20 protein-coding genes are annotated in these 21829 nt (G+C 72.1%); 11 read left to right on the plus strand and 9 right to left on the minus strand.

Annotated features, from left to right (window positions below; genetic code table 11):
* Positions 1-135: 135 nt before the first annotated feature.
* On the plus strand, positions 136-669 hold the full coding sequence (locus tag WMR31_RS05900; protein ID WP_340537852.1) for a SigE family RNA polymerase sigma factor: 534 nt from the start codon (positions 136-138) through the stop codon (positions 667-669).
* The gene (locus WMR31_RS05905) at positions 666-1700 is read left to right on the plus strand and encodes a hypothetical protein (RefSeq protein WP_340537853.1); all 1035 of its coding nucleotides are present in this window, start codon (positions 666-668) and stop codon (positions 1698-1700) included. Before WMR31_RS05900 ends, WMR31_RS05905 begins: the two co-directional genes overlap by 4 nt.
* Before the next feature lie 216 nt (positions 1701-1916).
* On the opposite strand, the gene WMR31_RS05910 is transcribed toward WMR31_RS05905, so the two are convergent.
* Positions 1917-2486 carry an SACE_7040 family transcriptional regulator gene (locus tag WMR31_RS05910; protein ID WP_340537854.1) on the minus strand — a complete coding sequence of 190 codons (570 nt, stop codon included), beginning with the start codon at positions 2484-2486 and terminating at the stop codon, positions 1917-1919.
* A 42-nt stretch (positions 2487-2528) separates the two neighbouring features.
* The gene (locus WMR31_RS05915; RefSeq protein WP_340537855.1) at positions 2529-4106 is read right to left on the minus strand and encodes an MFS transporter; all 1578 of its coding nucleotides are present in this window, start codon (positions 4104-4106) and stop codon (positions 2529-2531) included.
* A gap of 106 nt (positions 4107-4212) precedes the next feature.
* Between WMR31_RS05915 and WMR31_RS05920 the strand changes: the two genes are divergently transcribed.
* Positions 4213-4839 carry a TetR/AcrR family transcriptional regulator gene (locus WMR31_RS05920; protein WP_340537856.1) on the plus strand — a complete coding sequence of 209 codons (627 nt, stop codon included), beginning with the start codon at positions 4213-4215 and terminating at the stop codon, positions 4837-4839.
* A gap of 145 nt (positions 4840-4984) precedes the next feature.
* Here the strand turns inward: WMR31_RS05920 and metX are convergent, their stop codons facing one another.
* Both metX and WMR31_RS05930 read right to left on the minus strand, forming a co-directional pair.
* On the minus strand, positions 4985-6052 hold the full coding sequence (gene metX / locus WMR31_RS05925) for a homoserine O-acetyltransferase MetX (protein WP_340537857.1): 1068 nt from the start codon (positions 6050-6052) through the stop codon (positions 4985-4987).
* 7 nt (positions 6053-6059) lie between these two features.
* Positions 6060-7346 (minus strand): O-acetylhomoserine aminocarboxypropyltransferase/cysteine synthase family protein, encoded by a 1287-nt coding sequence (locus WMR31_RS05930; protein WP_340537858.1) that lies wholly within the window; start codon positions 7344-7346, stop codon positions 6060-6062.
* Positions 7347-7594: 248 nt separating this feature from the next.
* On the opposite strand from WMR31_RS05930, the gene WMR31_RS05935 reads away from it, so the two are divergent.
* From WMR31_RS05935 to WMR31_RS05945, 3 genes are read left to right on the plus strand one after another with little or no spacing between them, the layout of a single operon-like run.
* Positions 7595-9130: an acyl-CoA carboxylase subunit beta gene (locus tag WMR31_RS05935; protein ID WP_340537994.1), complete on the plus strand. Its 1536-nt coding sequence runs from the start codon at positions 7595-7597 to the stop codon at positions 9128-9130.
* A 4-nt stretch (positions 9131-9134) separates the two neighbouring features.
* The gene (locus WMR31_RS05940) at positions 9135-10979 is read left to right on the plus strand and encodes an ATP-binding protein (RefSeq protein ID WP_340537859.1); all 1845 of its coding nucleotides are present in this window, start codon (positions 9135-9137) and stop codon (positions 10977-10979) included.
* Positions 10972-11895: a hydroxymethylglutaryl-CoA lyase gene (locus tag WMR31_RS05945; protein WP_340537860.1), complete on the plus strand. Its 924-nt coding sequence runs from the start codon at positions 10972-10974 to the stop codon at positions 11893-11895. Before WMR31_RS05940 ends, WMR31_RS05945 begins: the two co-directional genes overlap by 8 nt.
* A gap of 95 nt (positions 11896-11990) precedes the next feature.
* Here WMR31_RS05945 and WMR31_RS05950 read toward each other — a convergent pair whose 3' ends face one another.
* Positions 11991-13295, minus strand: a complete 1305-nt coding sequence (locus WMR31_RS05950) for a hypothetical protein (RefSeq protein ID WP_340537861.1) — start codon at positions 13293-13295, stop codon at positions 11991-11993.
* A gap of 55 nt (positions 13296-13350) precedes the next feature.
* On the opposite strand from WMR31_RS05950, the gene WMR31_RS05955 reads away from it, so the two are divergent.
* Entirely contained in the window at positions 13351-14565 is a 1215-nt protein-coding gene (locus WMR31_RS05955) for a hypothetical protein (protein ID WP_340537862.1), read from the plus strand.
* Complete coding sequence (locus WMR31_RS05960) at positions 14562-15845, plus strand: hypothetical protein (protein ID WP_340537863.1); 1284 nt, start codon at positions 14562-14564, stop codon at positions 15843-15845. Before WMR31_RS05955 ends, WMR31_RS05960 begins: the two co-directional genes overlap by 4 nt.
* On the opposite strand, the gene WMR31_RS05965 is transcribed toward WMR31_RS05960, so the two are convergent.
* Complete coding sequence (locus WMR31_RS05965) at positions 15806-16498, minus strand: EcsC family protein (RefSeq protein WP_340537864.1); 693 nt, start codon at positions 16496-16498, stop codon at positions 15806-15808. The genes WMR31_RS05960 and WMR31_RS05965 overlap by 40 nt on opposite strands.
* A 33-nt stretch (positions 16499-16531) precedes the next feature.
* Between WMR31_RS05965 and aat the strand changes: the two genes are divergently transcribed.
* Both aat and WMR31_RS05975 read left to right on the plus strand, forming a co-directional pair.
* The gene (aat, locus tag WMR31_RS05970; protein WP_340537865.1) at positions 16532-17233 is read left to right on the plus strand and encodes a leucyl/phenylalanyl-tRNA--protein transferase; all 702 of its coding nucleotides are present in this window, start codon (positions 16532-16534) and stop codon (positions 17231-17233) included.
* A gap of 98 nt (positions 17234-17331) precedes the next feature.
* Complete coding sequence (locus tag WMR31_RS05975; protein WP_340537866.1) at positions 17332-17736, plus strand: hypothetical protein; 405 nt, start codon at positions 17332-17334, stop codon at positions 17734-17736.
* 105 nt (positions 17737-17841) lie between these two features.
* On the opposite strand, the gene WMR31_RS05980 is transcribed toward WMR31_RS05975, so the two are convergent.
* On the minus strand, positions 17842-18174 hold the full coding sequence (locus tag WMR31_RS05980) for a rhodanese-like domain-containing protein (RefSeq protein WP_340537867.1): 333 nt from the start codon (positions 18172-18174) through the stop codon (positions 17842-17844).
* Positions 18175-18217: 43 nt separating this feature from the next.
* On the minus strand, positions 18218-19084 hold the full coding sequence (locus WMR31_RS05985; RefSeq protein ID WP_340537868.1) for an Fpg/Nei family DNA glycosylase: 867 nt from the start codon (positions 19082-19084) through the stop codon (positions 18218-18220).
* A gap of 146 nt (positions 19085-19230) precedes the next feature.
* Here WMR31_RS05985 and WMR31_RS05990 point away from each other — a divergent pair, with 146 nt between their 5' ends.
* Positions 19231-20424, plus strand: coding sequence for an ATP-binding protein (locus WMR31_RS05990; protein ID WP_340537869.1), 1194 nt, complete (start codon positions 19231-19233; stop codon positions 20422-20424).
* Between the two features lie 128 nt (positions 20425-20552).
* Here WMR31_RS05990 and WMR31_RS05995 read toward each other — a convergent pair whose 3' ends face one another.
* A complete protein-coding gene (locus WMR31_RS05995; protein ID WP_340537870.1) occupies positions 20553-21395 on the minus strand; it encodes a hypothetical protein in 843 nt (280 codons plus the stop codon).
* Positions 21396-21829: the final 434 nt, after the last annotated feature.

A 21829-nucleotide genomic window follows, 5' to 3' on the forward strand; every position in this document is an offset into this window, starting at 1 on the left:
GTGGTTGCGTCGCGGACGGGCCTGTTCGGCGCAATTGCGCGGAATGGCACCAGCACTCCACCCACGTCAGCGGATTCGATGACAACCTTTCGGCACCCGTGACCGCTGATATGGGATGTGAGCGAGGTGAGGGCGGTGCCGCAGCCGCCGGGGCAGACCACGGAGGAGACGTTCGAGTCCTTCGTGGCCGCGCGCGGCGACGCGCTGTGGCGCAGCGCATGGCTGCTGACCGGTGACTCCGGCCGGGCCGAGGACCTGGTGCAGACGGCGCTGGCCAAGGCCTGGCCACACTGGCGGCGGCTCAGCGATCCCGGGCGGTTCGAGGCCTACACCCGGAGGGTGCTGTTCAACACCTACGTCGCCTGGTGGCGGCGACGCTGGAACGGAGAGCGGCCCACCGACGTCCTGCCCGAACCCACGGCGAACGCGCCCGGTGACCCGGACCCGGACCTGCGCCGAGATCTGATGAGTGCGCTCGCCGAGCTGCCGCGCGGGCAGCGCGCCGTCGTGGTGCTGCGCTACTTCGAGGATCGCACCGAGGCGGAGACCGCCGAGCTGCTCGGCATCAGCATCGGCACCGTCAAGAGCCAGACCTCGCGCGCGATGGCGGCGCTGCGCCGCTCGCCGGCGCTGAGCCAGAACGACCAGACCCCCAAGGACCTGCCATGAGTGACGAACACGATCTGCGCGACCGACTGCACGCCGTCGTGCCCGAACCACCTGCCGCGCCCGGTCGAGCCGCGGCCGCCCGGTCCCTGGCTGGACGCCGTCGCCGCCGCGGCACCCTCGTGGCGGTAGCCGGCGTGGTGGCTGCGATCGTCGGCGCCGGCCTCACGGTCCAGAGCCTGCGGCCCGACGATCGCGGCACGGACCGAGTCGCCACGCCCAGCACGCCCTCGTCCCCCCCCGAGGTCGACGCCGGCGCGGGGATCACCTGTCCGCCGCCGCGCACCGACGGCGGCACGCCCCCGGAGGGAGCCGCGCTGCCGACCGGCGCGACCTCGGCCCGGCTGTGCCCGGTGGACGCCGAGGGCGGGTTCGCCGCCCCCGTCGACGCCCTGGTGAGCGACGTCGACAGCATCGTCGGCGCGATCGAGGCGCTGCCACGCTACGACCAGAACCAGCCCTGCACGATGGAGTGGGAGCCGTCGTACTGGCTGATCCTCGGCTACCCCGACGGGACCACCCGACAGGTCGAGGGATCGCTGGCCGGCTGCGAGGTGCTGCAGGGCGCCGGGCCGGCGCGTACCGGTGCCGAAGGGGTCTGGGACCGCTACCTCCAGCTGCTGGGCGACCAGCGGGCCTCGACCACGCCGCCGCCCGCACCGGACGCCGTCGACTGCCCGGCCTCGAAGGACTTCTCGGCGTCCTCGCCGCTGGCGACGCCGCTGCAGTCGGTCCACGCGGTCCTGCGCTGGCGGGACACCGATGGCAGCTCGTCGTGGTCGTGTGCCCAGATTCCCGATGACGATCTGGCCGTCATCCTCGCCAGCCTGGCCGACCCGGCCAACACCATCCGTCCAGGGAGGCTCGACTGCGAGCAGGTACTCCAGTTCGAGATCGTCGGCGTCAACCGGTGGGGCGACCTCGGCAGCATGCTCGGCGATTGCGGTGCCTTCATGGTCGGCGACCGCTACCGGTCGCCGAGCCAGGAGGCGGAGGATCTGATGCTCGCGGTCGTCGACGCCCACGACGGCTGAGCACCGCGAGGTAGTCAAAGATGTGACAATCCTTGACAATCCCGCCCGGAATTGATTGGTTTCTCCTCACGTCCTCGGACTGCCTCCTCGGAGGCCCGTTCTCGGGGGGCGGCGAGCGTGCCGCATCGGCGTCGTCCCCCTGGACGCCGGCGGCACGCCGGGACCGGTCGGTTTCGGGGCGACCGGTCTCAGCGGCCGCCCGGTTCGGGGCGTCTCCTACGCGTCGAGCCCGAGTGCCCGCAGCGCCATCGAGGCCAGCAGGTCGTGCATCGCCGCGTCGGGCAGCAGCCCGCTGTGCGGGGTGGAGTTGATCAGCCCGAACGCCGCGTGCGCCTGTGCGCGCGCGGCGTCGAGGCCCAAGGACGGGTCGAGCAATCGCAGCTGGGTCGCCCAGAGGTCGACGTACTCGCGCTGGAGACTGCGCACCCGCTCGCGCGCCTGATCGGGCAGGGAGGACCAGTCCCGGTCCTGGACGACGATCAGCGCGCGCCGGTCGAGGGCGAAGGTCACATGCCAGTCGACAAGCCCCCGCACCGCAGTGGAGGGCACACCGGCGGCTGCGGCGACCCGTTCCTGGCCGACCGCGAGCAGCTCCTCGCTGATCGAGACGAGCATTTCGGCCAGGACTGCGTCCTTGGCGGGGAAGTGCTTGTAGAGCGCGGGGCCGGAGATGCCGCAGGCGGCGCCGATGTCGGCGACCGAGACTCCGTGGAAGCCGCGCCGGGCGAACAGATCGGCGGCGGTGGCCAGGATCTGTTCGCGCCTGCTGACGGCCACCTCGGTCATGTCTCCAGGTTAGCGAGCACTAACGGTGCCCGCGGGGTTGGTTCACGCCCCGGTCTTGACGAGCTTCTCGGCCGACTCGGCCACCGACTCGTTGTCGGTGCGGTAGTGGCGACCGGGCAGGGCGATCGCGGCGGCGAGCGCTCCGGCCAGGCAGAGCAGCCCGATCATCGTGCTGGCGGTGGAGAGGCCGTCGAGGAACGCGAGGTCGACCGCGGACGAGATCGCGGGCACCTGTTCGCCCACCCCGGCGGCGTAGCCGACGGAGTCGCGGGCCTGGTCCAGGACCTCGCCGGGAAGCGCACCGCCCAGCAGGTCGGTGAGCCGCTCGGCGTAGACCGAGGAGAAGAGCGAGCCGACGACCGCGACGCCCAGCGTGCCCCCTAGTTCGCGGGTGGCGTCGTTGACCGCCGAGCCGACGCCGGCGCGGGCCGGCGGGAGGACGCGGAGGATCGACTCGGTGGCCGGGGTGCTGATCAGGCCCAGGCCCAAGCCCATGATGACCATCTGCGGGACGATCGTGCGGGCGTAGGACACGTCGAGGTCGACCGTCGAGATCCACAGGAACGACGTGCCGAGCAGCACCAGCCCGGTGGTGACCACGACGCGGGTGCCGATCCGGGTGGCCAAGTGCGCGCCGACGGCAGACGCGACGGCGATCGAGAGGGCGACGGGGAGGATCCGGAGCCCGGTGCCGAGCGCGGAGTACTCGCGCACGAACTGGAAGAACTGGGTGATCAGGAAGATGAACCCGAAGAGTGAGAAGAAGGCGATCGTCACCGCCCCGCACGCGGCGCTGAACCGGCGGTCGAGGAAGAGCGAGACGTCGAGCATCGGGTGCTCGACCGTGCGCTCGATCTGGACGAAGCCCGCGATCAGCACGGCCGCGACGGCGAAGCCGGACAGCGTCGTCGCGCTGGTCCAGCCGTGGCCGGGTGCCTCGATGAGCGTCCAGGTGAGCGTGCCGAGCGCCGCGATGGAGACGGCGAAGCCGACGCGGTCCAGGCGCGGGACCGTCCGGTCGCGCGACTCGGGGACGAACGCGGCGGTCAGCGCCATCGCGAGCAGGGCCACCGGGATCAGCGCCCAGAACACGCTGTGCCAGGAGAAGTGCTCGAGCAGGAAGCCGCCGGTGATCGGACCGAGCGCGACTCCCATCCCGACCGAGGCGCCCCAGATGCCGAGGGCGCCGGCGCGCTCGCGCCGGTCGGGGAAGGTGTTGGCGATGATCGACAGTGTCGTCGGGAAGATCACCGCCGCGCAGACGCCCATCGCGAAGCGGAGCGCGATGAGCGCTCCGCTGGTCTCGACCTGGGCCGCGGCGCCGCTGGCGACCGCGAAGCCGCCGAGCCCGAGGAGCAGGGCCGGACGCCGTCCGAACCGGTCGGAGAGCGCGCCCATGGCGAGCACGAGGGCGGCGAAGGCGAGGTTGTAGCCGTCGACGATCCACAGCAGGTCGCGGGTCCCGGCCTCGAGCTCGGTGGCCAGGCTCGGAAGGGCGACGTTGACGATCGTCGTGTCGAGGTTGATGGTGAGCGCCGCCAGGCACACGGTGGCCAGGATGAGCGGCTTGCTCGGTGGCTTGCGGGGTGTGCGGCGAACCGCATCGGATCGGGTGGCCATCGCGTGCTCCTGGTCGTCGAGAGCGAGTGTGGACAGTGACAACATCACTGTGCGGCACCGGTGTGGACGCTGTCAACATGCGATCGGATTCCGGTACCTTGGGGCCATGACCGCGACGAGGTACCACCACGGCAACCTGCGCCAGGCGCTCGCCGACGCGGCCGTCGCGGCCGCCCGCGAGCGCGGACCCGACGGCCTCGCGGTGCGCGAGCTGGCCCGCAGCGTCGGGGTGTCCCACAACGCCGCCTACCGTCACTTCGCCGATCGCGACGCGCTGGTCGGAGTCGTCGCCGACGCCGGCCTCGCCGGACTGGTCACCGCGATGGACCGCCGCCTGGGCGAGGTCACGGCGACCGAGCCGGTCGCCCGTGCCCGAGCCCGGCTCACCGCGCTCGGCACCGGCTACGTCGACTTCGCCCTGGCCGAGCCCGGGCTGTTCCAGGTGCTCTTCACCGCCTACCCCGACCCGCCTGACGGCTCCGACGCCAGCGACCCCTACGGCATGCTCAACGCCGCCCTCGACGACCTCGTCGCCGTCGGCTACCTCGACCCCGCCCTACGCGAGGGCGCCGACGTCACCTGCTGGTCGGCGGTGCACGGCTTCGCGATGCTGTGCGTCGGTGGTCCGCTGCGACAGCTGCCGCCCGTCGTCCGCGACCAGGCCCTCGCCGCGATGCTCGCCAGCCTCGACCGCGCCTACGGCGTCCGCGCTGAGTCGTCGCGGGCGGAGTGACCGACCTTCCGTATCCGCGCCCCGATCCGCGCAATTGCGCGGAATGGTGCAGGGGATGGCTGGTGGGCTGACCCGAACGGCGCAATTGCGCGGAACGGTGCAGCGCGACGCGACGACGAACCGGCCACCGCGCCCCGCAGGAGGCTCAGCCCACGAACTCGCGGATCGCCTCGTGGTAGCCGGGTGGCTGGAGCAGGAAGGAGTCGTGGCCCCAGGGCGAGGCGATCTCGAGGTGCTCGCTGCTCGCTCCACCCGCGAGCAGGTGCTCGTGGATGCGGGCCGAGTGCGAGGTCGGGAAGCGCCAGTCGGAGTCGAAGGAGAGCACCAGGAAGCGGGTAGCGCCTGAGCCGTCGAAGGCCGCGGCCGGACCGGAGTCGAACGGGTCGAAGTAGTCCATGACCCGGGTCAGGTAGAGGTAGCTCAGCGCGTCGAAGCGGGCCAGGAAGGTCTCGGCCTGGTGGTCCAGGTAGGACTCGACCTGGAAGTCGGTGCCGTGCCGTGGCGGTCCGTCGGAGAGCCGGTCCCGGCCGAACTTGCGCTCCAGCGACTCCTCGGAGACGTAGGTGATGTGGGCCATCCGGCGGGCGACGGCCAGCCCGCGGTCGGGGCGGCGTCCGGTGCCGACGTAGCGGCCGTCTTGGAAGTCGGGGTCGCGCACGATGGCGTCGCGGGCGACGGCGGAGAAGGCGATGTTCTGCGCCGAGAGCCGCGAGGAGGCCGCCACGATGATCGCGCGGCCGATGGCGGTCGGGTCGTCGAGGGCCCACTGGAGCACCTGCATGCCGCCCAGCGAGCCGCCGATCGCGGCGTGCAGGCGGGTGACGCCGAGGTGGGCGAGCAGTCGGCGGTGCACGGCCACCAGGTCGCGCATCGTCAGCAGCGGGAAGTCCAGTCCCCACGGCTCGCCGGTCGCGGGGTTCACCGACGACGGCCCGGTGGTGCCCTGGCAGCCGCCGAGCAGGTTGGGGCAGACGACGAAGTACCGGTCGGTGTCGAGGGCCAGCCCGGGGCCGATCAGGTTGGCCCACCAGCCGCCCTCCCCGCCGGCGTGGGCGTCGCCGGTGAGGGCGTGCGCGACGAACACCACGTTGTCGCGGGCGGGGGAGAGCTCGCCCCACGTCTCGTAGGCGACCTCGACGTGGTCGAGTCGCCCGTGGTCGAGGTCGAGCGGGTCGTCCGGCGTCGCCAGGACGACCCGCTCAGGGCCGGTCACGACCAGATCACTTGGCCGCGGCCAGCGCCTGGTCGAGGTCGGCGATGATGTCGTCGACGTTCTCGATGCCGATCGAGAGCCGCACCATGTCCTCCGGCACACCGGCCGCCTCGAGCTCCTCCGGTGTCAGCTGGGAGTGGGTGGTGGTGGCGTTGTGGATCGCCAGCGACTTGGCGTCCCCGATGTTGGCCAGGTGGGAGAAGAGCTCGAGCGACTCGATGAACTTCTTGCCGCCCTCGCGCCCCGACTTCACCCCGAAGCTCACCAGGCCGCCGTAGCCGCGGCCGGTGAAGATCCGGTCGGCGACCTCCTTGTACGGGCTGTCGGGCAGGCCGGGGTAGCTCACCCACGACACCGCGTCGTGCCCGGAGAGGTACTCCGCCACGCGCAGTGCGTTCTCGCTGTGCCGCTCCATCCGCAGGTGCAGCGTCTCCAGGCCCTGGAGGAACAGCCACGAGTTCAGCGGCGCGATCGCGGCGCCGGTGTTGCGCAGCAGGACGGTCCGGGCCCGGATGATGTAGGCCAGGTTGCCGACGGCCTCGGTCCACACCACACCGTGGTACGCGGCGTCGGGGCCGGTCAGGCCGGGGAACCGCTCGGCGTGGGCGTTCCAGTCGAAGTTCCCCGAGTCGACGATCACCCCGCCGATGGAGGTGCCGTGGCCGCCGATGTACTTGGTGGCAGCGTGCACCACGACGTCGGCGCCGTGGTCGAAGACGCGCGCCAGGAACGGCGTCGGGGCGGTGTTGTCGACGATGAGCGGCAGGCCGAGGGCGTGGGCGGCGTCGGCCCAGGCGCGAATGTCGACCACGTTGATCCGCGGGTTGCCGACCGTCTCGGCGAACACCAGCCGGGTGCGGTCGTTGACCGCCGCTGCCAGCTCCTCGGGCTTCTCGGGGTCGACGAAGCGGACCGTGATGCCGAACTGGGGGAGCGTGTGCGCGAACAGCGCGTAGGTGCCGCCGTACAGCGTCGAGAGCGCGACGATATTGTCGCCGGCGCCGGCGAGGTTGAGCACCGCATACGTCGTCGCGGCCGAGCCCGACGACGTCGCGAGCGCCCCGACGCCGCCCTCGAGCTGGGCGATCCGCTCCTCGAAGACCGACTGGGTCGGGTTCATGATCCGGGTGTAGATGTTGCCCGGCTCGGCCAGCGCGAACAGGTTCGCGGCGTGCTCGGTGTCGTTGAAGACATACGACGTCGTCTGGTAGATCGGCACCGCGCGCGCGTTGGTGGCGGGGTCGGCCTCCTCCTGGCCGGCGTGCACGGCCAGGGTCTCGGGGCGGTAGGTCATCGGGCGGCTCCATCATCGGCGGGTAGGCGGCGAAAGGTAGGAACGACAATCCTGAATCAAACCAAATCGGTGGACAATCCGCGTCCACCCCGTGGTCGTCCCGCGGCCGGAGGTTGAGCAAGCGAGCGCCAGCCTGCGAGCGCCGACGAGTTCGTTCCTCACTCGTCGGCTTGCTCAACCTCCGATGCCGGAGGCCGCACCCGGTAGACCATCTGGTTAATGATCGCTAACCTGACCTCGTGAGCGAGATGAGGGACCTGGTGGCCGATCTGCGCGAGCGCCTGGCGACCGCGCGGCAGGGGGGCAGCGAGTCCGCCCGGGAGAAGCATCTGGGACGCGGCAAGCTGCTGGTGCGCGACCGGGTCGACCGGCTGCTCGACCCGGGCAGCCCGTTCCTCGAGCTCAGCCCGCTGGCCGCCACCGAGATGTACGGCCCGCCGGGGGAGTCGCCCATCCCGAGCGCCGGGATCGTCACCGGCATCGGCCTGGTGCACGGCCGCGAGGTCGTCGTGGTGGCCAACGACGCCACCGTCAAGGGCGGCACCTACTACCCGATGACGGTCAAGAAGCACCTGCGCGCCCAGCAGATCGCCGCCGACAACCGGCTGCCCTGCCTCTACCTCGTCGACTCCGGCGGCGCCTTCCTCCCCATGCAGGACGACGTGTTCCCCGACAAGGAGCACTTCGGCCGGATCTTCTTCAACCAGGCCAACCTGTCGGGCAAGCGCATCCCCCAGATCGCCAGCGTCATGGGCTCCTGCACCGCCGGCGGCGCCTACGTCCCGGCGATGAGCGACGAGACCGTGATCGTGAAGAACCAGGGCACGATCTTCCTCGGCGGCCCGCCTCTGGTGAAGGCCGCGACCGGCGAGGTCGTCAGCGCCGAGGACCTCGGCGGCGGCGACGTCCACGCCCGCAAGTCCGGCGTCGTCGACCATCTCGCCGACGACGACGCGCACGCCCTCGCCATCGTCCGCAGCATCGTCGACACCTTCCCCGCCGACCCCGCGGCGCCCTGGGAGGTCCGCCCACCGGAGGAGCCCCTGCTCGACCCGGCCGGCCTGTACGACGTCGTCCCCACCGACACCCGCACCCCCTACGACGTGCGCGAGGTGATCCGCCGCATCGTCGACGGCAGCCGCTTCCAGGAGTTCAAGCCGCTCTACGCCGAGACCCTGGTCACCGGGTTCGCCCACATCTGGGGCCACCCGGTCGGCATCGTGGCCAACAACGGCATCCTGTTCGGCGAGTCGGCGCGCAAGGGCGCGCACTTCATCGAGCTGTGCAACCAGCGCGGCATCCCGCTGGTGTTCCTGCAGAACATCACCGGCTTCATGGTCGGCCGCGAGTACGAGAACGGCGGCATCGCCCGCGACGGCGCCAAGCTGGTCACCGCGGTCGCGTGCAGCGTGGTCCCGAAGTTCACCGTCGTCATCGGCGGCTCGTTCGGCGCCGGCAACTACGGCATGTGCGGGCGCGCCTACGACCCGCGCTTCCTGTGGATGTGGCCCAACGCCCGGATCTCGGTGATGGGCGGCGAGCAGGCCGCCTCGGTGCTCGCCACCGTCCGCTCCGACCTCCACACCGAGGAGGAGGTCGAGGCGTTCAAGGCGCCGATCCGCGAGCAGTACGAGACCCAGGGCTCGCCCTACTACTCCACCGCGCGGCTGTGGGACGACGGCGTCATCGACCCCGTCGACACCCGTCGTGTCCTCGGCATGGGCCTGGCCGCCGCCGCCCACGCGCCGGTGCCCGAGCCCTCCTACGGCGTCTTCAGGATGTGACCCGATGACCATCAAGACCCTCCTCGTCGCCAACCGAGGCGAGATCGCGCTCCGGGTGATGCGCACCGCCTCCCGCCTCGGCATCCGCACCGTCGCCATCCACACCGACCTCGATGCCCGCGCCCCGCACGTGCGCGCCGCCGACGTCGCCGTCGAGGTGCCGAGCTATCTCGACGTCGACGCCGTGGTCGCCGCCGCCCGCGAGAGCGGCGCTGACGCCGTCCACCCGGGCTACGGCTTCCTCTCCGAGCGGGCGGTCTTCGCCCAGGCGCTGGAGGACGCCGGCATCACGCTGGTCGGGCCGAGCGCTGTGGTGATGGAGCAGATGGGCCGCAAGGACGCCGCCCGCGAGATCGCGGTGGCGGCCGGGGTCCCCGTGGTGCCCACAGGGGATCAGGCCGACTACCCCGTCCTGGTCAAGGCCGCGGCCGGCGGCGGCGGCAAGGGCATGCGGATCGTGCGCAGCGCGGCCGAGCTCGCCGAGGCCACCGCCGCGGCCCAGCGCGAGGCGGCCAGCGCCTTCGGCGACGACACGGTGCTGATCGAGAAGTACGTCGAGCACGGTCGCCACATCGAGGTGCAGGTGATCGGGGATGCGCACGGCGCCGTCCGGCACCTCTTCGAGCGCGACTGCTCCACCCAGCGCCGCCACCAGAAGGTGCTGGAGGAGGCGCCCGCGCCGACGATCGACGACGCCACCCGCGCCCGGATCACCCAGGCGGCGGTCGACCTCGCCGCCCACGTCGGCTACCAGAACGCCGGCACCGTGGAGTTCCTGCTCGACGCCGCCACCGGTGAGTTCTACTTCCTGGAGATGAACACCCGCCTGCAGGTGGAGCACCCGGTCACCGAGCTCGCGGTCACCGTCGAGGGCGAGCACCCCGACCTGGTCGAGCTCCAGCTGCGGGTCGCCGCCGGCGAGCCCCTCGGCTTCGCCCAGGACGACGTCGCCTTGGCCGCGCACGCGATCGAGGCGCGGGTCTACGCCGAGGACTCCTTCGGCGGCTTCCTGCCCCAGGCCGGCACCGCCTCGCTGGTGATCTGGCCGCACACGCCCGGCACCCGCGTCGACGAGGCGCTGTCGACGGGCCAGGTCGTCAGCACCGCCTACGACCCGATGCTCGGCAAGGTCATCGCCTCCGGCCCCGACCGCGAGGCCGCGCGCCGCGCGCTGATCGACGCGCTCGACCAGACCGTCGTGCTCGGCCTCACCACCAACACCGGCTTCCTGCGCACCCTGCTGGCCTCCGAGGAGTTCCGCGACGCCACCATCGACACCGCCTGGCTCGACCGGGTCGAGGTGCCCGCGCCCGACCCCGCCGAAGCCCGGCGCCAGGCCGCCTGGGCGCTGTTCGACGCCGTCCGGCCGGAGGTGTCGGAGGCCGGCGCCTTCCTCTCCGACGGCTTCCGGATCGGCGCCGACCCCGCCCCGATCCGCGTCGAGCTCGACGAGCTCGTCGAGCTCGGCGACCGCCCGCTGGTCGCCCCGGTCGCGCTTGTCTCTCCGGGCCGGGTCGAGCTCGCCTGGGAGGGTCAGCGCTACGTGTTCCGCCGCCCCGACCCCGCCGCGCGCGAGCCCGACGTCGGCGACGGCACCGTGCTGGCCCCGATGCCCGGCACCGTGCTCGACGTCCGGGTCGCTGCCGGCGACGCGGTCGATGAGGGCCAGGTGCTCGGCATCATGGAGGCCATGAAGATGGAGCTCTCCCTCACCGCCCCGTTCGCGGGCACGCTCGCCGCCGTCGACGTCGCCGCGGGCGACCAGGTGGCGCTGGGCGCGCCGCTGTTCGTGGTCGAGGCGGGCGAGCCAGGCGAGTCGGACGAGTCGGCGGAGGCCGGCGATGAGTGACCTGCCGATGGTCGTGCCGGAGTCCGGCCTGCCGGCGTCGGTGACCATCTACGAGGTCGGCCCGCGCGACGGCCTGCAGAACGAGAAGTCGCTGGTGCCGGTGCAGGTGAAGGAGGAGTTCGTCCGCCGGCTCCTGGCCGCCGGGCTCCCGATCGTGGAGGCGACGTCGTTCGTGCACCCGAAGTGGGTGCCGCAGCTCGCCGACGCCGCGGAGCTGATGACCGCGCTGGGCGCCGACGGCGTCGAGTGCCCGGTGCTGGTGCCCAACGACCGCGGCCTCGACCGCGCACTCGAGCTCGGGCTGCGTCACGTCGCGATCTTCGGCTCTGCCACCGAGACCTTCGCCCAGAAGAACCTGAACCGCTCCTACGACGCGCAGTTCGCGATGTTCGAGCCCACCGTCGCCCGGGCCCGCGAGGCCGGTCTCGACGTGCGCGCCTACGTCTCGATGTGCTTCGGCGACCCGTGGGAGGGCGCGGTGCCGGTCGAGCAGGTCGTCACCGCCGGACGCCGCCTGCTCGACCTCGGCGCCTCCCAGCTAAGCCTCGGCGACACCATCGGCACCGGCACCGCCGGTCACGTCACCGCCCTGGTCGCGGCCTTCGCCGAGGCCGGCGTCGCCCCCGACCGGCTCGCCCTGCACTTCCACGACACCTACGGCCAGGCGCTCTCGAACGTCCAGGCCGGCCTGCGCGCCGGCGTCACCACCTACGACGCCTCGGCCGGCGGCCTCGGCGGCTGCCCCTATGCCAAGAGCGCCACCGGCAACCTCGCCACCGAGGACCTCGTCTGGCTGCTCACCGGCCTCGGCATCGAGCACGGCGTCGACCTCGATGCGGTGGTCGCCACCAGCGTCTGGATGGCCGACCACCTGGGCCGCCCCAGCCCCTCGGCAGTGGTCCGCGCCGCGGGCTGAACCTGGGCTGAACCCGGGCTGAACCGGCGCGGGCAGCTGCTCAAGCGCGCCGAGTCGGCACTTTTGCTAAACACAAACGCCGACTCGGCGTTCGGTCAGGGCCCGCCGTCGGTGTCGTCGGCGCCATTCGCGTCGTCGCCCTCGTCGGGGTCGTCGGGGTCGTCGGCGCTGGCCTCCATCATCTCCCGGCGCAGTCGCATGAGCGCGCGGACCAGGCCGGTGAGGTCGTCGACGGCGCGGTCGAGGGCGGCGTCCGAGTCGCCCTCCTCGAACCAGGCCGGGGTCGGGACGTCGAGCGGCTCGGGACGTGGCTGCTTGGTGAGCCGGGCGATCCGGCGCCGACGTCGCTCCTGCAGCGTGGTGAGGCCGGTCCAGGCGTCGCGGGCGGCGTCGAGCACCGCGGCCGGACCGGGTCCCTCGCCGGCGCCGGGCGCCGCCGGGGCCGGCTCGGTCGGCAGGTCGTCGAGGTCACCGACGACCTGCGCCCCCGAGGCGAGGATCGCCTCGCGGGTGGTGCGATTCCAGTCGGCGGCGAACGCAGCGGTGGCGGCGTCGAGGCGGGCCGGCTCCTCGAGCTTGCGGCGGGCACCGAGGAAGCGCTGGGCCAGGGGCGCCTTGACGGTGCGATTGTAGTCCCACGGCAGGGTGCCCTCGAGCGTGAGGTTCAGCCGCCGGACCAGCTCCGCAGAGGCGTGCCCGAGCGAGGGATTGGAGGCGGCCGGCGGCTCGGTGGCCACCGCCGGGTCCACACCGATCGCCGTCGAGAAGCGCTGCCACAGCTCATCGGGGTCACGGCGCTCGCGCGGCACCGTGACGACGGTGAGCCGGTCCGGCGGGACCAGACGACCCCACGTACGCAGCATCCGGGCGATGTCCTGGGCCCGCCGGAACTCCCGGACGGCGGTGTCGCCCCGCATCGCGTGCCCCAGCCACAGGCGGCTCGCCGAGCGCTGCACGCCGCGCTGGAACTCCTCCCACGTGTGCGTCCGGGTAGAGGTGATGCTGGTCTGCCACTGGGCGGGGATCGCCGCGGTCACGTCGCGCACGGTGAGCACCACGTGGACGTCGACGCCCTCCAAGTCCTGGACCACCCGGGCCATCGCGCGACGCCGGGTGAACGACAAGAACTCCATCGACATCAACGACGCGGCGTCCCGGCGCCCGTGGATCTCCGCGACCAGCTCATCCCACGCGCCCTCACTCAAGGCCGCGATCTGTGGGTCGTGCTGGTCGAGGCGCAGCAGGTCCTGCACGGCTCGGACCTGGCGCGACCACCCGGATCCGGCGAAGACGAAGCCGGCCTCGGCGAGGGCGTCGCGGTTGGCGATCATCATCTCTTGCAGATAGGTGGTGCCGGTCTTCATCGCCCCGATGTGGAGGTGGAGCACTGGCCGGTTCACGGGTCGCATTCTGGCACCCGCGGACGCCGGTCACGTGCGTGGGATGATCGCGGCCATGGCCCGCTCGACCCGTGACGCGACCCGCGCCGCCGACGCGGCGACCGGCTGGGTCGCGCAGCTGAGGTCCGGCGGCGTCGAGCCCTGGACGTCGTGGCGTGAGCGCTCCGGCGCGCCGCTCCCCGACCGCGCCGCGCGGGTCCCGGGCGCCCAGCAGCTCGAGCTGCTGCGCCGGCTGAACCTGTTCGCCCAGAGCATCGGCACCCGGGCGCCGGCGGTGCTCGTCGAACGGGTCCTGGCCGCCAGTGCCCCCGGCCGCGGGATCCCCGACCTTCCGCTCGTCGGAGCGACGTCGCTGCCGCACCGCTTCGGGCCGCATCCGGTCGATCCGGAGACGCTGGCCGTGGACGAGCTGGTCCGGGTCGCCTCCGGCCTGATCGCCGACGACCTCGCCACCGCGCAGGTGCCCACCCCGCCGGTGCCGCCCCTGCCGATCCGGCTGCTGCGCGAGCGCCGGCTGCCCTGGGCGCGCGGCTACCGGCTCGCCGGCGACCCGTGGCTGATGTGGCCGGCGCTCGAGGACCTCGTCCGGCGCGGCCGCGGCCCAGGAGGACGCCGTCCGCAGTGGGTCGTGCTCGGCACCGACCTGGCCACGATGCTGGCCCACGCCTGGACGGTCCGCTCCTTCGACACCGGGGCGATCGGCTGGGACGACTGGCTGGTCGGCGTCCGCTCGACGCGTCGGCTGCCCCGTCGCGCCGACGTCCTCGCCGCCGTCCGCCGCTCGGTCGCCCAGGTGGGCGCCGACCGGGTCACGCTCGTCCTGGATCCCGCGGAGCTTGCGACGGTCCTGGGAGCACGCCACCTCAGCGCCCCGCCGCGCACGCTGGGCGCGAACGCCGCCGACCTCGGCCGCCGGGTCGCCGCGCCCCTCGGCGGCCTCGTGCTCCCCGAGCGGCGCAGCGAGCTGCTGCGCACGGTGCTCCTGCCCAGGCTGATCGGCGTGGGCGAGGGCGGCGCGCCGCTCGCGGTACCCGAACGGCACGAGCACTGGGTGACCCGTCGCGCCACCCGGATGCGCGACGGCGTCGTCGCCAGCGGTGCGCGGATCGTGGGCGATCCCGACGTCCTGCTCCGCGGTCCCACGCCCGGGGGCGCGACGCCCGATGCCGACGGCATCTTGGAGCTGGCCCTGCGGCTCCTGCTCGACGGACCAGCGCCGACGGAGCCGACGGGCTCCCGCACGAACCAGAAGGGAGACCGGCCCCGATGACCACCCCCACGGCCGAACCGCAGCAGACCACCTCGTCTGCTCCCACCGCCGAGGCGAGGCCGCGCCGGATCCTGCTGCACGTCGGCACCCCGAAGACCGGGACGTCGTACGCCCAGGACGTCTTGTTCCGCAACCGGGCGAAGCTCGCCGCGGCGGGCATCCTCTACCCGGCCGAGCGCTTCGACGCGCACTTCCTCGCCGCCCTCGACCTGATGCGGCTGCCGTGGGGCGGCCTGGAGGCGCAGGCGATCGGCGCCTGGGACGAGCTCGCGCGTCAGGCCCGCGAGCACGAGGGCACCACGATCATCAGCCACGAGATCCTCGCGACGGCCTCGCGCTCGCAGGTCGGTCGCGCGCTCGCCTCGCTCGGTCACGGCTCCGGCGGGCCCGACGAGCCGGAGATCCACGTCGTCCTCTCGGTGCGAGACCTGGTGCGCCAGATCCCGGCGGAGTGGCAGGAGAACGTCAAGCACCGCAGCTCGATCACCTACGCGCGCTTCCTCGACCAGATCCGTGACCCCGCCCGAGCCACGCGGATCGGCAGCTGGTTCTGGGGTGTGCAGGAGATCCCCGACATTCTCGACCGCTGGGCCGGCGACCTGCCCCCCGAGCGGGTGCACCTGATCACGGTGCCGCCGCGCGGGGGCGCGCCGGAGGTGCTGTGGCAGCGGTTCAGCGAAGCGTTCGACCTCGACGGCGTCGACCTCGACCTCGAGACCGAGCGTGCCAATCCCTCGCTCGGCGCCCCCGAGACCGCCCTGATCCGCCGGATCAACCGGACCGTCAACCGCGAGCTGCCGCCGGCGGACTACCGGCCACTGGTGCGCGAGCTGCTGGCGCACCAGACCCTCTCGCAGCGCCGCGACTCGCCCCGCCTCGGCCTGCCCCCCGACGCCGCGGCCTGGGTCGAGGAGCTCGAGCGCAGCTGGGTCGCGGAGATCGACCATCGCGGATACCACGTGATCGGCGACGTCGAGGAGCTCATCGGCACGCCACCGGGGACCTGGAGCGACCCCGACCGGCCGCTGGGCCGCGACGTCGCCGCCGCCAGCCTGGATGCGATCAAGGCGCTGCTGCTCGAGCAGGCTCGGACCCGGCGCGAGCTCGATGCGGCGCGCCACGAGCTCGGCGAGACCCAGCGGGCGCTGGAACGCTCCTACCTGCGGCCGACGTACCGGGCGCGGGAGAAGATCGTGCGGCGGCTCGAGACCGGCCGGGCCGGCCGCGGCGCGTTGAAGGCCTACCGGGTCTTGCGCGGGCGCAGCTCGCGGTCGGCGTAGCGGCCGATCCGGAAGGTCGACCAGCCGTCGGCGCTCATGCCGACGACGCCGCCCAGCCCGGGAATGCGCCGGCTGAGCGTGGTGGCCAGGCGGCGCCCGGTGACTCTCGCGACCAGGTCACGGGCGACCTCGCCGGAGATGACGGAATCGAGCTCGGGATCCCGCGCCGGCGCGGTCGCCAGGGCCATCGGCGGAGCGGGCAGCTTCTTGCGCCGCACCAAGCCATCCACGGTGTCCTCCCCGAGGATCGTCACCAGGATCGCATTGTGGACGCGGGGGTCGTCGAGGTCGTATCCGCGCAGGTAGGCGACGGCGGCGACCATGCGGAGCTGGATGACCGCGATCGCCGCAAGATTCGCCGGCGCCGTCACCACCAGCGTGATCAGGCCGCCCAGGTTGGTGACGAAGCCCGAGGCCCCGGCCAGGCGCACGTGGGTGGACGTCATGGCGTCGACCGCCTTCTCCACATTTCCGTCGTGGTCGGACAGCTGCTCCTCGGCCGCTGCCTTCGCCGACGCCAACGGGCCGATGCCCGCGAGAGCCCGGTGGAGCATCTCCCGCACGAATGAGGCCGATAGGCCCGGTGCCACCGTGGTGATCCGCGGCGCGAGCTGTCGACCCACCTGCGCTCCGACCTTCCCTTTGACTCCCATGGTGGGAGCCTACGTGGCGCTACGGTCGTGCTCGTGACCGTCGAGCCCACGCCGTCGCTGTGGGACTTCGCGCCGCAGCTCGCCGGCGCCGATCCCGCCGACGATCTGGTCGCGATGGGCGCCGACCTCGAGCCGGGCACCGTGCTCGCGGCCTACCGCACCGGGCTCTTCCCGATGCCGCTGGGCTCGGCGCGCGATCCGATGGGCTGGTGGTCCCCGGTGCGCCGCGGCGTCCTGGTGCCCGACGAACTGGTCGTCTCCCGCTCGCTGCGGCGCTCGTGCCGCGACTTCGAGATCCGCGTCGACACCGCCTTCCCCGAGGTGCTCGACGCGTGCGCCGACCCACGTCGTCCGCACGGCTGGATCGACCGCCGGATCAAGCGTGCCTATCTGGCGCTGCACGACCTGGGCTGGGCGCACTCGGTGGAGGCCTGGCGCGACGGACGGCTCGAGGGCGGGCTGTACGGACTGGCCCTCGGCGGACTCTTCGCCGGGGAGTCGATGTTCCACCGCGCGCGCGACGCCTCCAAGGCCGCGCTGGTCGGCCTGGTCGGGCTCCTTCGCGACGAGCACGTCGAGCAGCGCCTCATCGACGTCCAATGGCTCACCGAGCACCTGGCCTCGCTCGGCGCGCGGGAGATCGACCGTGGGATGTATCTCGCCCGGCTGCCAGACCTCCTATCCGTGCCGTCGCCCGGCGGCTTCACGCGCGCGCCGCGCCCCGGCCACGAGTGATTCACAACACGTTTCCGAGAATGCGATTAGTTCTCAGTCGACAGGGCAAGGTGGTTCCCGCGGGCAACCCGAGATGCCCCGAATCGAAAGGACATCCCATGAACACGATGACGCGACGCCTTGCTGCGGTCGGCGCCCCTGTGCTGCTCGCTCTCAGCCTCTCCGCCTGCGGCGGCGGCCCGGGTGACGACGCCCCCAAGGACGCCAGCCAGGAGGACTTCTGCAAGGCCTTCCTCGAGCAGGCTCAGGACTCGACCGCCAAGGAGTGGGCCGACAGCCTCGCCAAGGTCGGGACGCCCGGGGACATCGGCGGCGAGGAGCGCAAGGGCTTCGAGGTGTTCGTCAACGAGCTCTCCGACCTCGACGACAAGAAGCTCTCCGAGGTCGGCGACGTCGAGGTGAGCAAGGACGACGAGAAGGCCGGCACCGCGTTCGTCGAGTGGGCCGCCGAGACCTGCGTCAGCGCGTCCCTCCCGGAGGACCTCGGCTCGCCCACCGAGTGATCTGACCCCACTCCGCTGGGCCGAGTCCCAGCGCCGTGAGACCTGCGAAGGCCGGCCACCCCTGGAGGGTGGCCGGCCTTCGACGCTCTCTGCTCGACTCGGCTGTCACACCACCTGCGGTGGGGCGTCGCCCACGCTCACCATGGGGCGCCCCGCCGCCTCCCAGTCGAGCATCCCGCCGTCGAGGTTGACCACGTCGTAGCCCTGCGCGGCCAGCCAGCCGGTGACCTGCGCGGAACGGCCGCCGGCCTTGCACACCACCAGGGTCTGCCCGTCCGGCACGTCGGCGAGCCGCTGCGGCAGCTCGCCCAGGGGCACGTGGACGGCGCCGTCGATGTGGCCGTGGTCCCACTCGACCTGCTCGCGCACGTCGAGCACGGCGAGCCCCTCGGGCAACGGGTCGGGGACGCCGTTCAGGGCGACGGTGGGGACGTTCATGCGGTGGGCCTCTCGGTCTTCGTTCGGGTGGGGAGGGCGGGGACTACTTGAGGAGCTTCGACATGCGGCGGTCGGCCAGCGGCTTCCCGCCGGTCTGGCAGGTAGCGCAGTACTGCAGGCTGGAGTCGGCGAAGGACACCTCGCGCACCGTGTCGCCGCACACCGGGCACGCCTCCCCGGTGCGGCCGTGGACCGCGAGATGCGACTTCTTCTCGCCCTTCAGCTCGCTGGCCGCGAGCCCGCGGGAGCGGTCGACGGCGTCGCCGACGGTCTCGCGGATCGCCGTGTAGAGCACGTCGAGCTCGTCGTCGACGATCGCGTTGGCCGGCCGGAACGGCGACATCCTCGCGGCGTGCAGGATCTCGTCGGAGTAGGCATTGCCGATGCCGGCGATGGTGCCCTGATGACGCAGCACGCCCTTGATCTGCTTGCGGCCCTCGCGCTCCAGGATGCCGGCGAGGGTCTCGCGGGTGAACTCGTCGGTGAGCGGGTCGGGTCCGAGGCTGGCGATGCCGGGCACCTCCTGCGGATCGCGGACGACGTACATCGCCAGGCTCTTCTTGGTGCCGGCCTCGGTGATGTCGAGTCCGCTGCCGTCGTCGAGCACGATCCGCACCGCCAGCCCGGACTTGCTGCTGGGCCGCGGCGGCGTCGCGGGCACCTCGTCGCGCCACCGCACCCAGCCGGCGCGGGCCAGGTGCAGCACCAGGTGCAGCCCGGAGGCGTCGATGTCGAGGAACTTGCCGTGCCGGGTGACGTCGTCGACCAGCGTGCCCGCCAGGGCCGTGACCGGGGGGTCGTAGGTCTTCAACGCGCTGAACGCCGCGAGGTGCACGTCGGTGATCGCCCGCCCGTCCAGCCGCCCGCGCAGGTCGAGGGCCAGCGCTTCCACCTCGGGCAACTCGGGCATGTGCCCATCCTAGGTGGCCCCTCCGACGGCGATAGTCCCTGGACTTCGGGTTGTCGAACACCCCGTCTGGCAACCCAAACTCCCGGGACTACCGTCCCGGCGCGCCACTCTAGGGAATCGGCTAGACAGCCGGATACGGTCTCATCGTGGACCCGATCAGGAACCCGTACGCACCCGGAGCCGGGCAGCGGCCACCCGAGCTGGCCGGGCGCGACGAGCAGCTGCGGGCCTTCGACGTCGTGCTGGAGCGGGTGGCGCGCGGACGGCCGGAGCGGTCGCTGGTGCTCACCGGACTGCGCGGCGTCGGCAAGACGGTGCTGCTGAACACCCTGCGGAGCCAGGCCGTACGTCGCGGCTGGGGCACCGGCAAGCTCGAGGCGCGCCCCGACCAGCCGTTGCGGCGTCCGCTGTCCTCGGCGCTGCACCAGGCGGTCCGCGAGCTCGGTCACGGCCAGGACGAGGAGGTCGAGCACAGCCTGGGCGTGCTGCGAGCGTTCGCGGAGCGGGCGGTGCCGGGCGACGCGAAGCTGCGCGACCGCTGGAGCCCCGGCATCACCGCCCCGCTGGTGCGCGGGCGGGCCGACTCCGGCGACATCGAGATCGACCTGGTCGAGCTGCTCACCGACCTCGGCGGTCTCGCGTCCGAGACCGGACGCGGCATCGCGGTGTTCATCGACGAGATGCAGGACCTCGGCCCCGACGACGTCTCGGCGCTGTGCGCGGCCTGCCACGAGATCAGCCAGTCGGGGCTGCCGCTGATCGTCGTCGGCGCCGGGCTGCCGCACCTGCCCGCCGTCCTCTCGGCCAGCAAGTCCTACTCCGAGCGGCTCTTCGCCTACCAGCGCATCGACCGCCTCGCCCGCGCCGAGGCCGACCGCGCTCTCACCACCCCCGCCGCCGAGGAGGACGCCGCCTTCGAGCCCGCCGCGCTGGACGCCCTCTACGCCGCCACCGGCGGCTATCCCTACTTCGTGCAGGCCTACGGCAAGACCGTCTGGGACCTCGCCCCCGCCTCGCCGATCACCGCCGACGACGTCGCCGTGGCCACCCCGGAGGCCGACCGCGAGCTCGCCGTCGGCTTCTTCGGCAGCCGCTACGAGCGCGCCACCCCCGGCGAGCGCGACTACCTGCGCGCGATGGCCGAGGCCACCCCCGATCCCGACGACCCCGCCGGCTCGGTCGCCACCGCCGACGTCGCCGCCGTCCTGGGCCGCAAGCCGCAGGCGCTCTCGCCTGCCCGGGACGCCTTGCTCAAGAAGGGCCTCATCTACTCCGGTGAGCGGGGGCGGATCGCCTTCACCGTGCCGCACTTCGGGAGGTACCTGCGCGAGCAGGCGTAGAGAGGTGTCCGACGAGTGCGAAAATGAGACGAGGTCGAGCAAGATGAGAATCCTGCGTCAATTCGGCTATCTCGTCGTGAGAAATGAGAATCCTGAGGCGAGCAATCTAAGAACCGGCGCGATGTCGCCTACAGCCGGCGAGACGTCGTCCGGTTGGCGTACCAGATGACCTGCAAGCGCTCGGCGTGTTGGATCACGTCGGCTTCGTGAGCCGTGAGCGGTCGCGTGCGCTGCGACGGGAAGAGTGGCAGACCAAGGTTCTCGACCTCCTTCCGGGCCAACTGGAGTTCGACCGGAGGCTGGGGCACCTGTGCACACGCGCGCACATCCTCGATGCCGTAGTCAGCGAGGAGCCACTCGATCCTGCGCGCGGCATGTTCGAGGCGCTTCGGCTCGTATGGGATGTTGGTGAACTCATACGACCAGGCGAGTTCACCCCAGTGTCGAATTAGCCGCTCCCGATCGCGTCGATAAACGTCTCCGCACTGGCTACTGCAGAAGCGCGGCTGGCGCCCCTGTCTGCCGGTGCGATGTCGGCACCACTCCACACACTTCGGATTGAGACACCTCAACGCCTCGGGCAGCGACACCGGCAGAGCCTGTGTGTCGTCGTCGCTTGCGGCCAGCCCGACGCGTTCTGCATCCTCGTCGCCATCTAGCTCGACCCCGTAGAGCTGCAGCGCCCAGCGGACATGCGCGCGAGCCCGATCCCTCGACGCCTCAGGCGGCGCGCCCGGTGTCTCTGAGCGCCCTGCGATCTTCTGCTTGAGAGCAAGCAATCTCTCCCGGTCACGCCTGTATGCCGCGCGACAGGCGCCCTGACAGAAGTCCGGGCGACGCCCGACTTTCGGCGGGGCCGGGTAGGTGAGACGCGCCATGCAGCGTGGGTTCTTACAGTGCCGCTGGCACTGGGCGAGCCATGCTTCGAGCCGTGTCATTGCGTTGTCGGTCAGCGCGGGTGGCTGTCGCATCGTTCCCTCCTGGGCGCCCCATTCACTTCGAGCATTTCGTACGCGAGACCCATTCAGCGTACGTAAATCGTACGCCCTTTCCGAGCGGGAGCCGCGACTGAGCGGGCGATCCTTCCCTGTCTTCCCGATGGTTTTCCCCGCTGTCCCGGAGGTCGATCGCCAACAAGCGCCAGGTCAGCGAACCGCACTGGATAGACGATTCAGGCCGAGAAATCTCGACGCGGCCGGATCTGCGGCGTATGTTCGATCGCGCGTCACCGGGCCAGTTCATGGCCTGGAGAGGCGAATGGGCGCCACCCCGGGCTAGGGGGTGACGCCCGAGCCGAGCCCTATCAAGTCCACGTGAGATGCAGATCGAAAGGCCCAGCCATGTCGCATTCTAGAAGGCCGTACCCGCCAACTCCATCGAGCGCGCTCCCAGTGTCCTGAGCGTG

This window comes from Nocardioides epinepheli, from assembly GCF_037936805.1.
In the GTDB taxonomy this organism is placed as follows: Bacteria; Actinomycetota; Actinomycetes; order Propionibacteriales; family Nocardioidaceae; genus Nocardioides.

Excerpts from the sequence above, each read along its gene's own strand:
- WMR31_RS05905 (WP_340537853.1), top strand. The coding sequence starts at position 666 with ATGAGTGACGAACACGATCTGCGCGACCGACTGCACGCCGTCGTGCCC.
- WMR31_RS05910 (WP_340537854.1), bottom strand. The coding sequence starts at position 2,486 with ATGACCGAGGTGGCCGTCAGCAGGCGCGAACAGATCCTGGCCACCGCC.
- WMR31_RS05915 (WP_340537855.1), bottom strand. The coding sequence starts at position 4,106 with ATGGCCACCCGATCCGATGCGGTTCGCCGCACACCCCGCAAGCCACCG.
- WMR31_RS05920 (WP_340537856.1), top strand. The coding sequence starts at position 4,213 with ATGACCGCGACGAGGTACCACCACGGCAACCTGCGCCAGGCGCTCGCC.
- WMR31_RS05930 (WP_340537858.1), bottom strand. The coding sequence starts at position 7,346 with ATGACCTACCGCCCCGAGACCCTGGCCGTGCACGCCGGCCAGGAGGAG.
- WMR31_RS05935 (WP_340537994.1), top strand. The coding sequence starts at position 7,595 with ATGAGGGACCTGGTGGCCGATCTGCGCGAGCGCCTGGCGACCGCGCGG.
- WMR31_RS05940 (WP_340537859.1), top strand. The coding sequence starts at position 9,135 with ATGACCATCAAGACCCTCCTCGTCGCCAACCGAGGCGAGATCGCGCTC.
- WMR31_RS05945 (WP_340537860.1), top strand. The coding sequence starts at position 10,972 with ATGAGTGACCTGCCGATGGTCGTGCCGGAGTCCGGCCTGCCGGCGTCG.
- WMR31_RS05955 (WP_340537862.1), top strand. The coding sequence starts at position 13,351 with ATGGCCCGCTCGACCCGTGACGCGACCCGCGCCGCCGACGCGGCGACC.
- WMR31_RS05960 (WP_340537863.1), top strand. The coding sequence starts at position 14,562 with ATGACCACCCCCACGGCCGAACCGCAGCAGACCACCTCGTCTGCTCCC.
- WMR31_RS05965 (WP_340537864.1), bottom strand. The coding sequence starts at position 16,498 with ATGGGAGTCAAAGGGAAGGTCGGAGCGCAGGTGGGTCGACAGCTCGCG.
- WMR31_RS05975 (WP_340537866.1), top strand. The coding sequence starts at position 17,332 with ATGAACACGATGACGCGACGCCTTGCTGCGGTCGGCGCCCCTGTGCTG.
- WMR31_RS05980 (WP_340537867.1), bottom strand. The coding sequence starts at position 18,174 with ATGAACGTCCCCACCGTCGCCCTGAACGGCGTCCCCGACCCGTTGCCC.
- WMR31_RS05985 (WP_340537868.1), bottom strand. The coding sequence starts at position 19,084 with ATGCCCGAGTTGCCCGAGGTGGAAGCGCTGGCCCTCGACCTGCGCGGG.
- WMR31_RS05995 (WP_340537870.1), bottom strand. The coding sequence starts at position 21,395 with ATGCGACAGCCACCCGCGCTGACCGACAACGCAATGACACGGCTCGAA.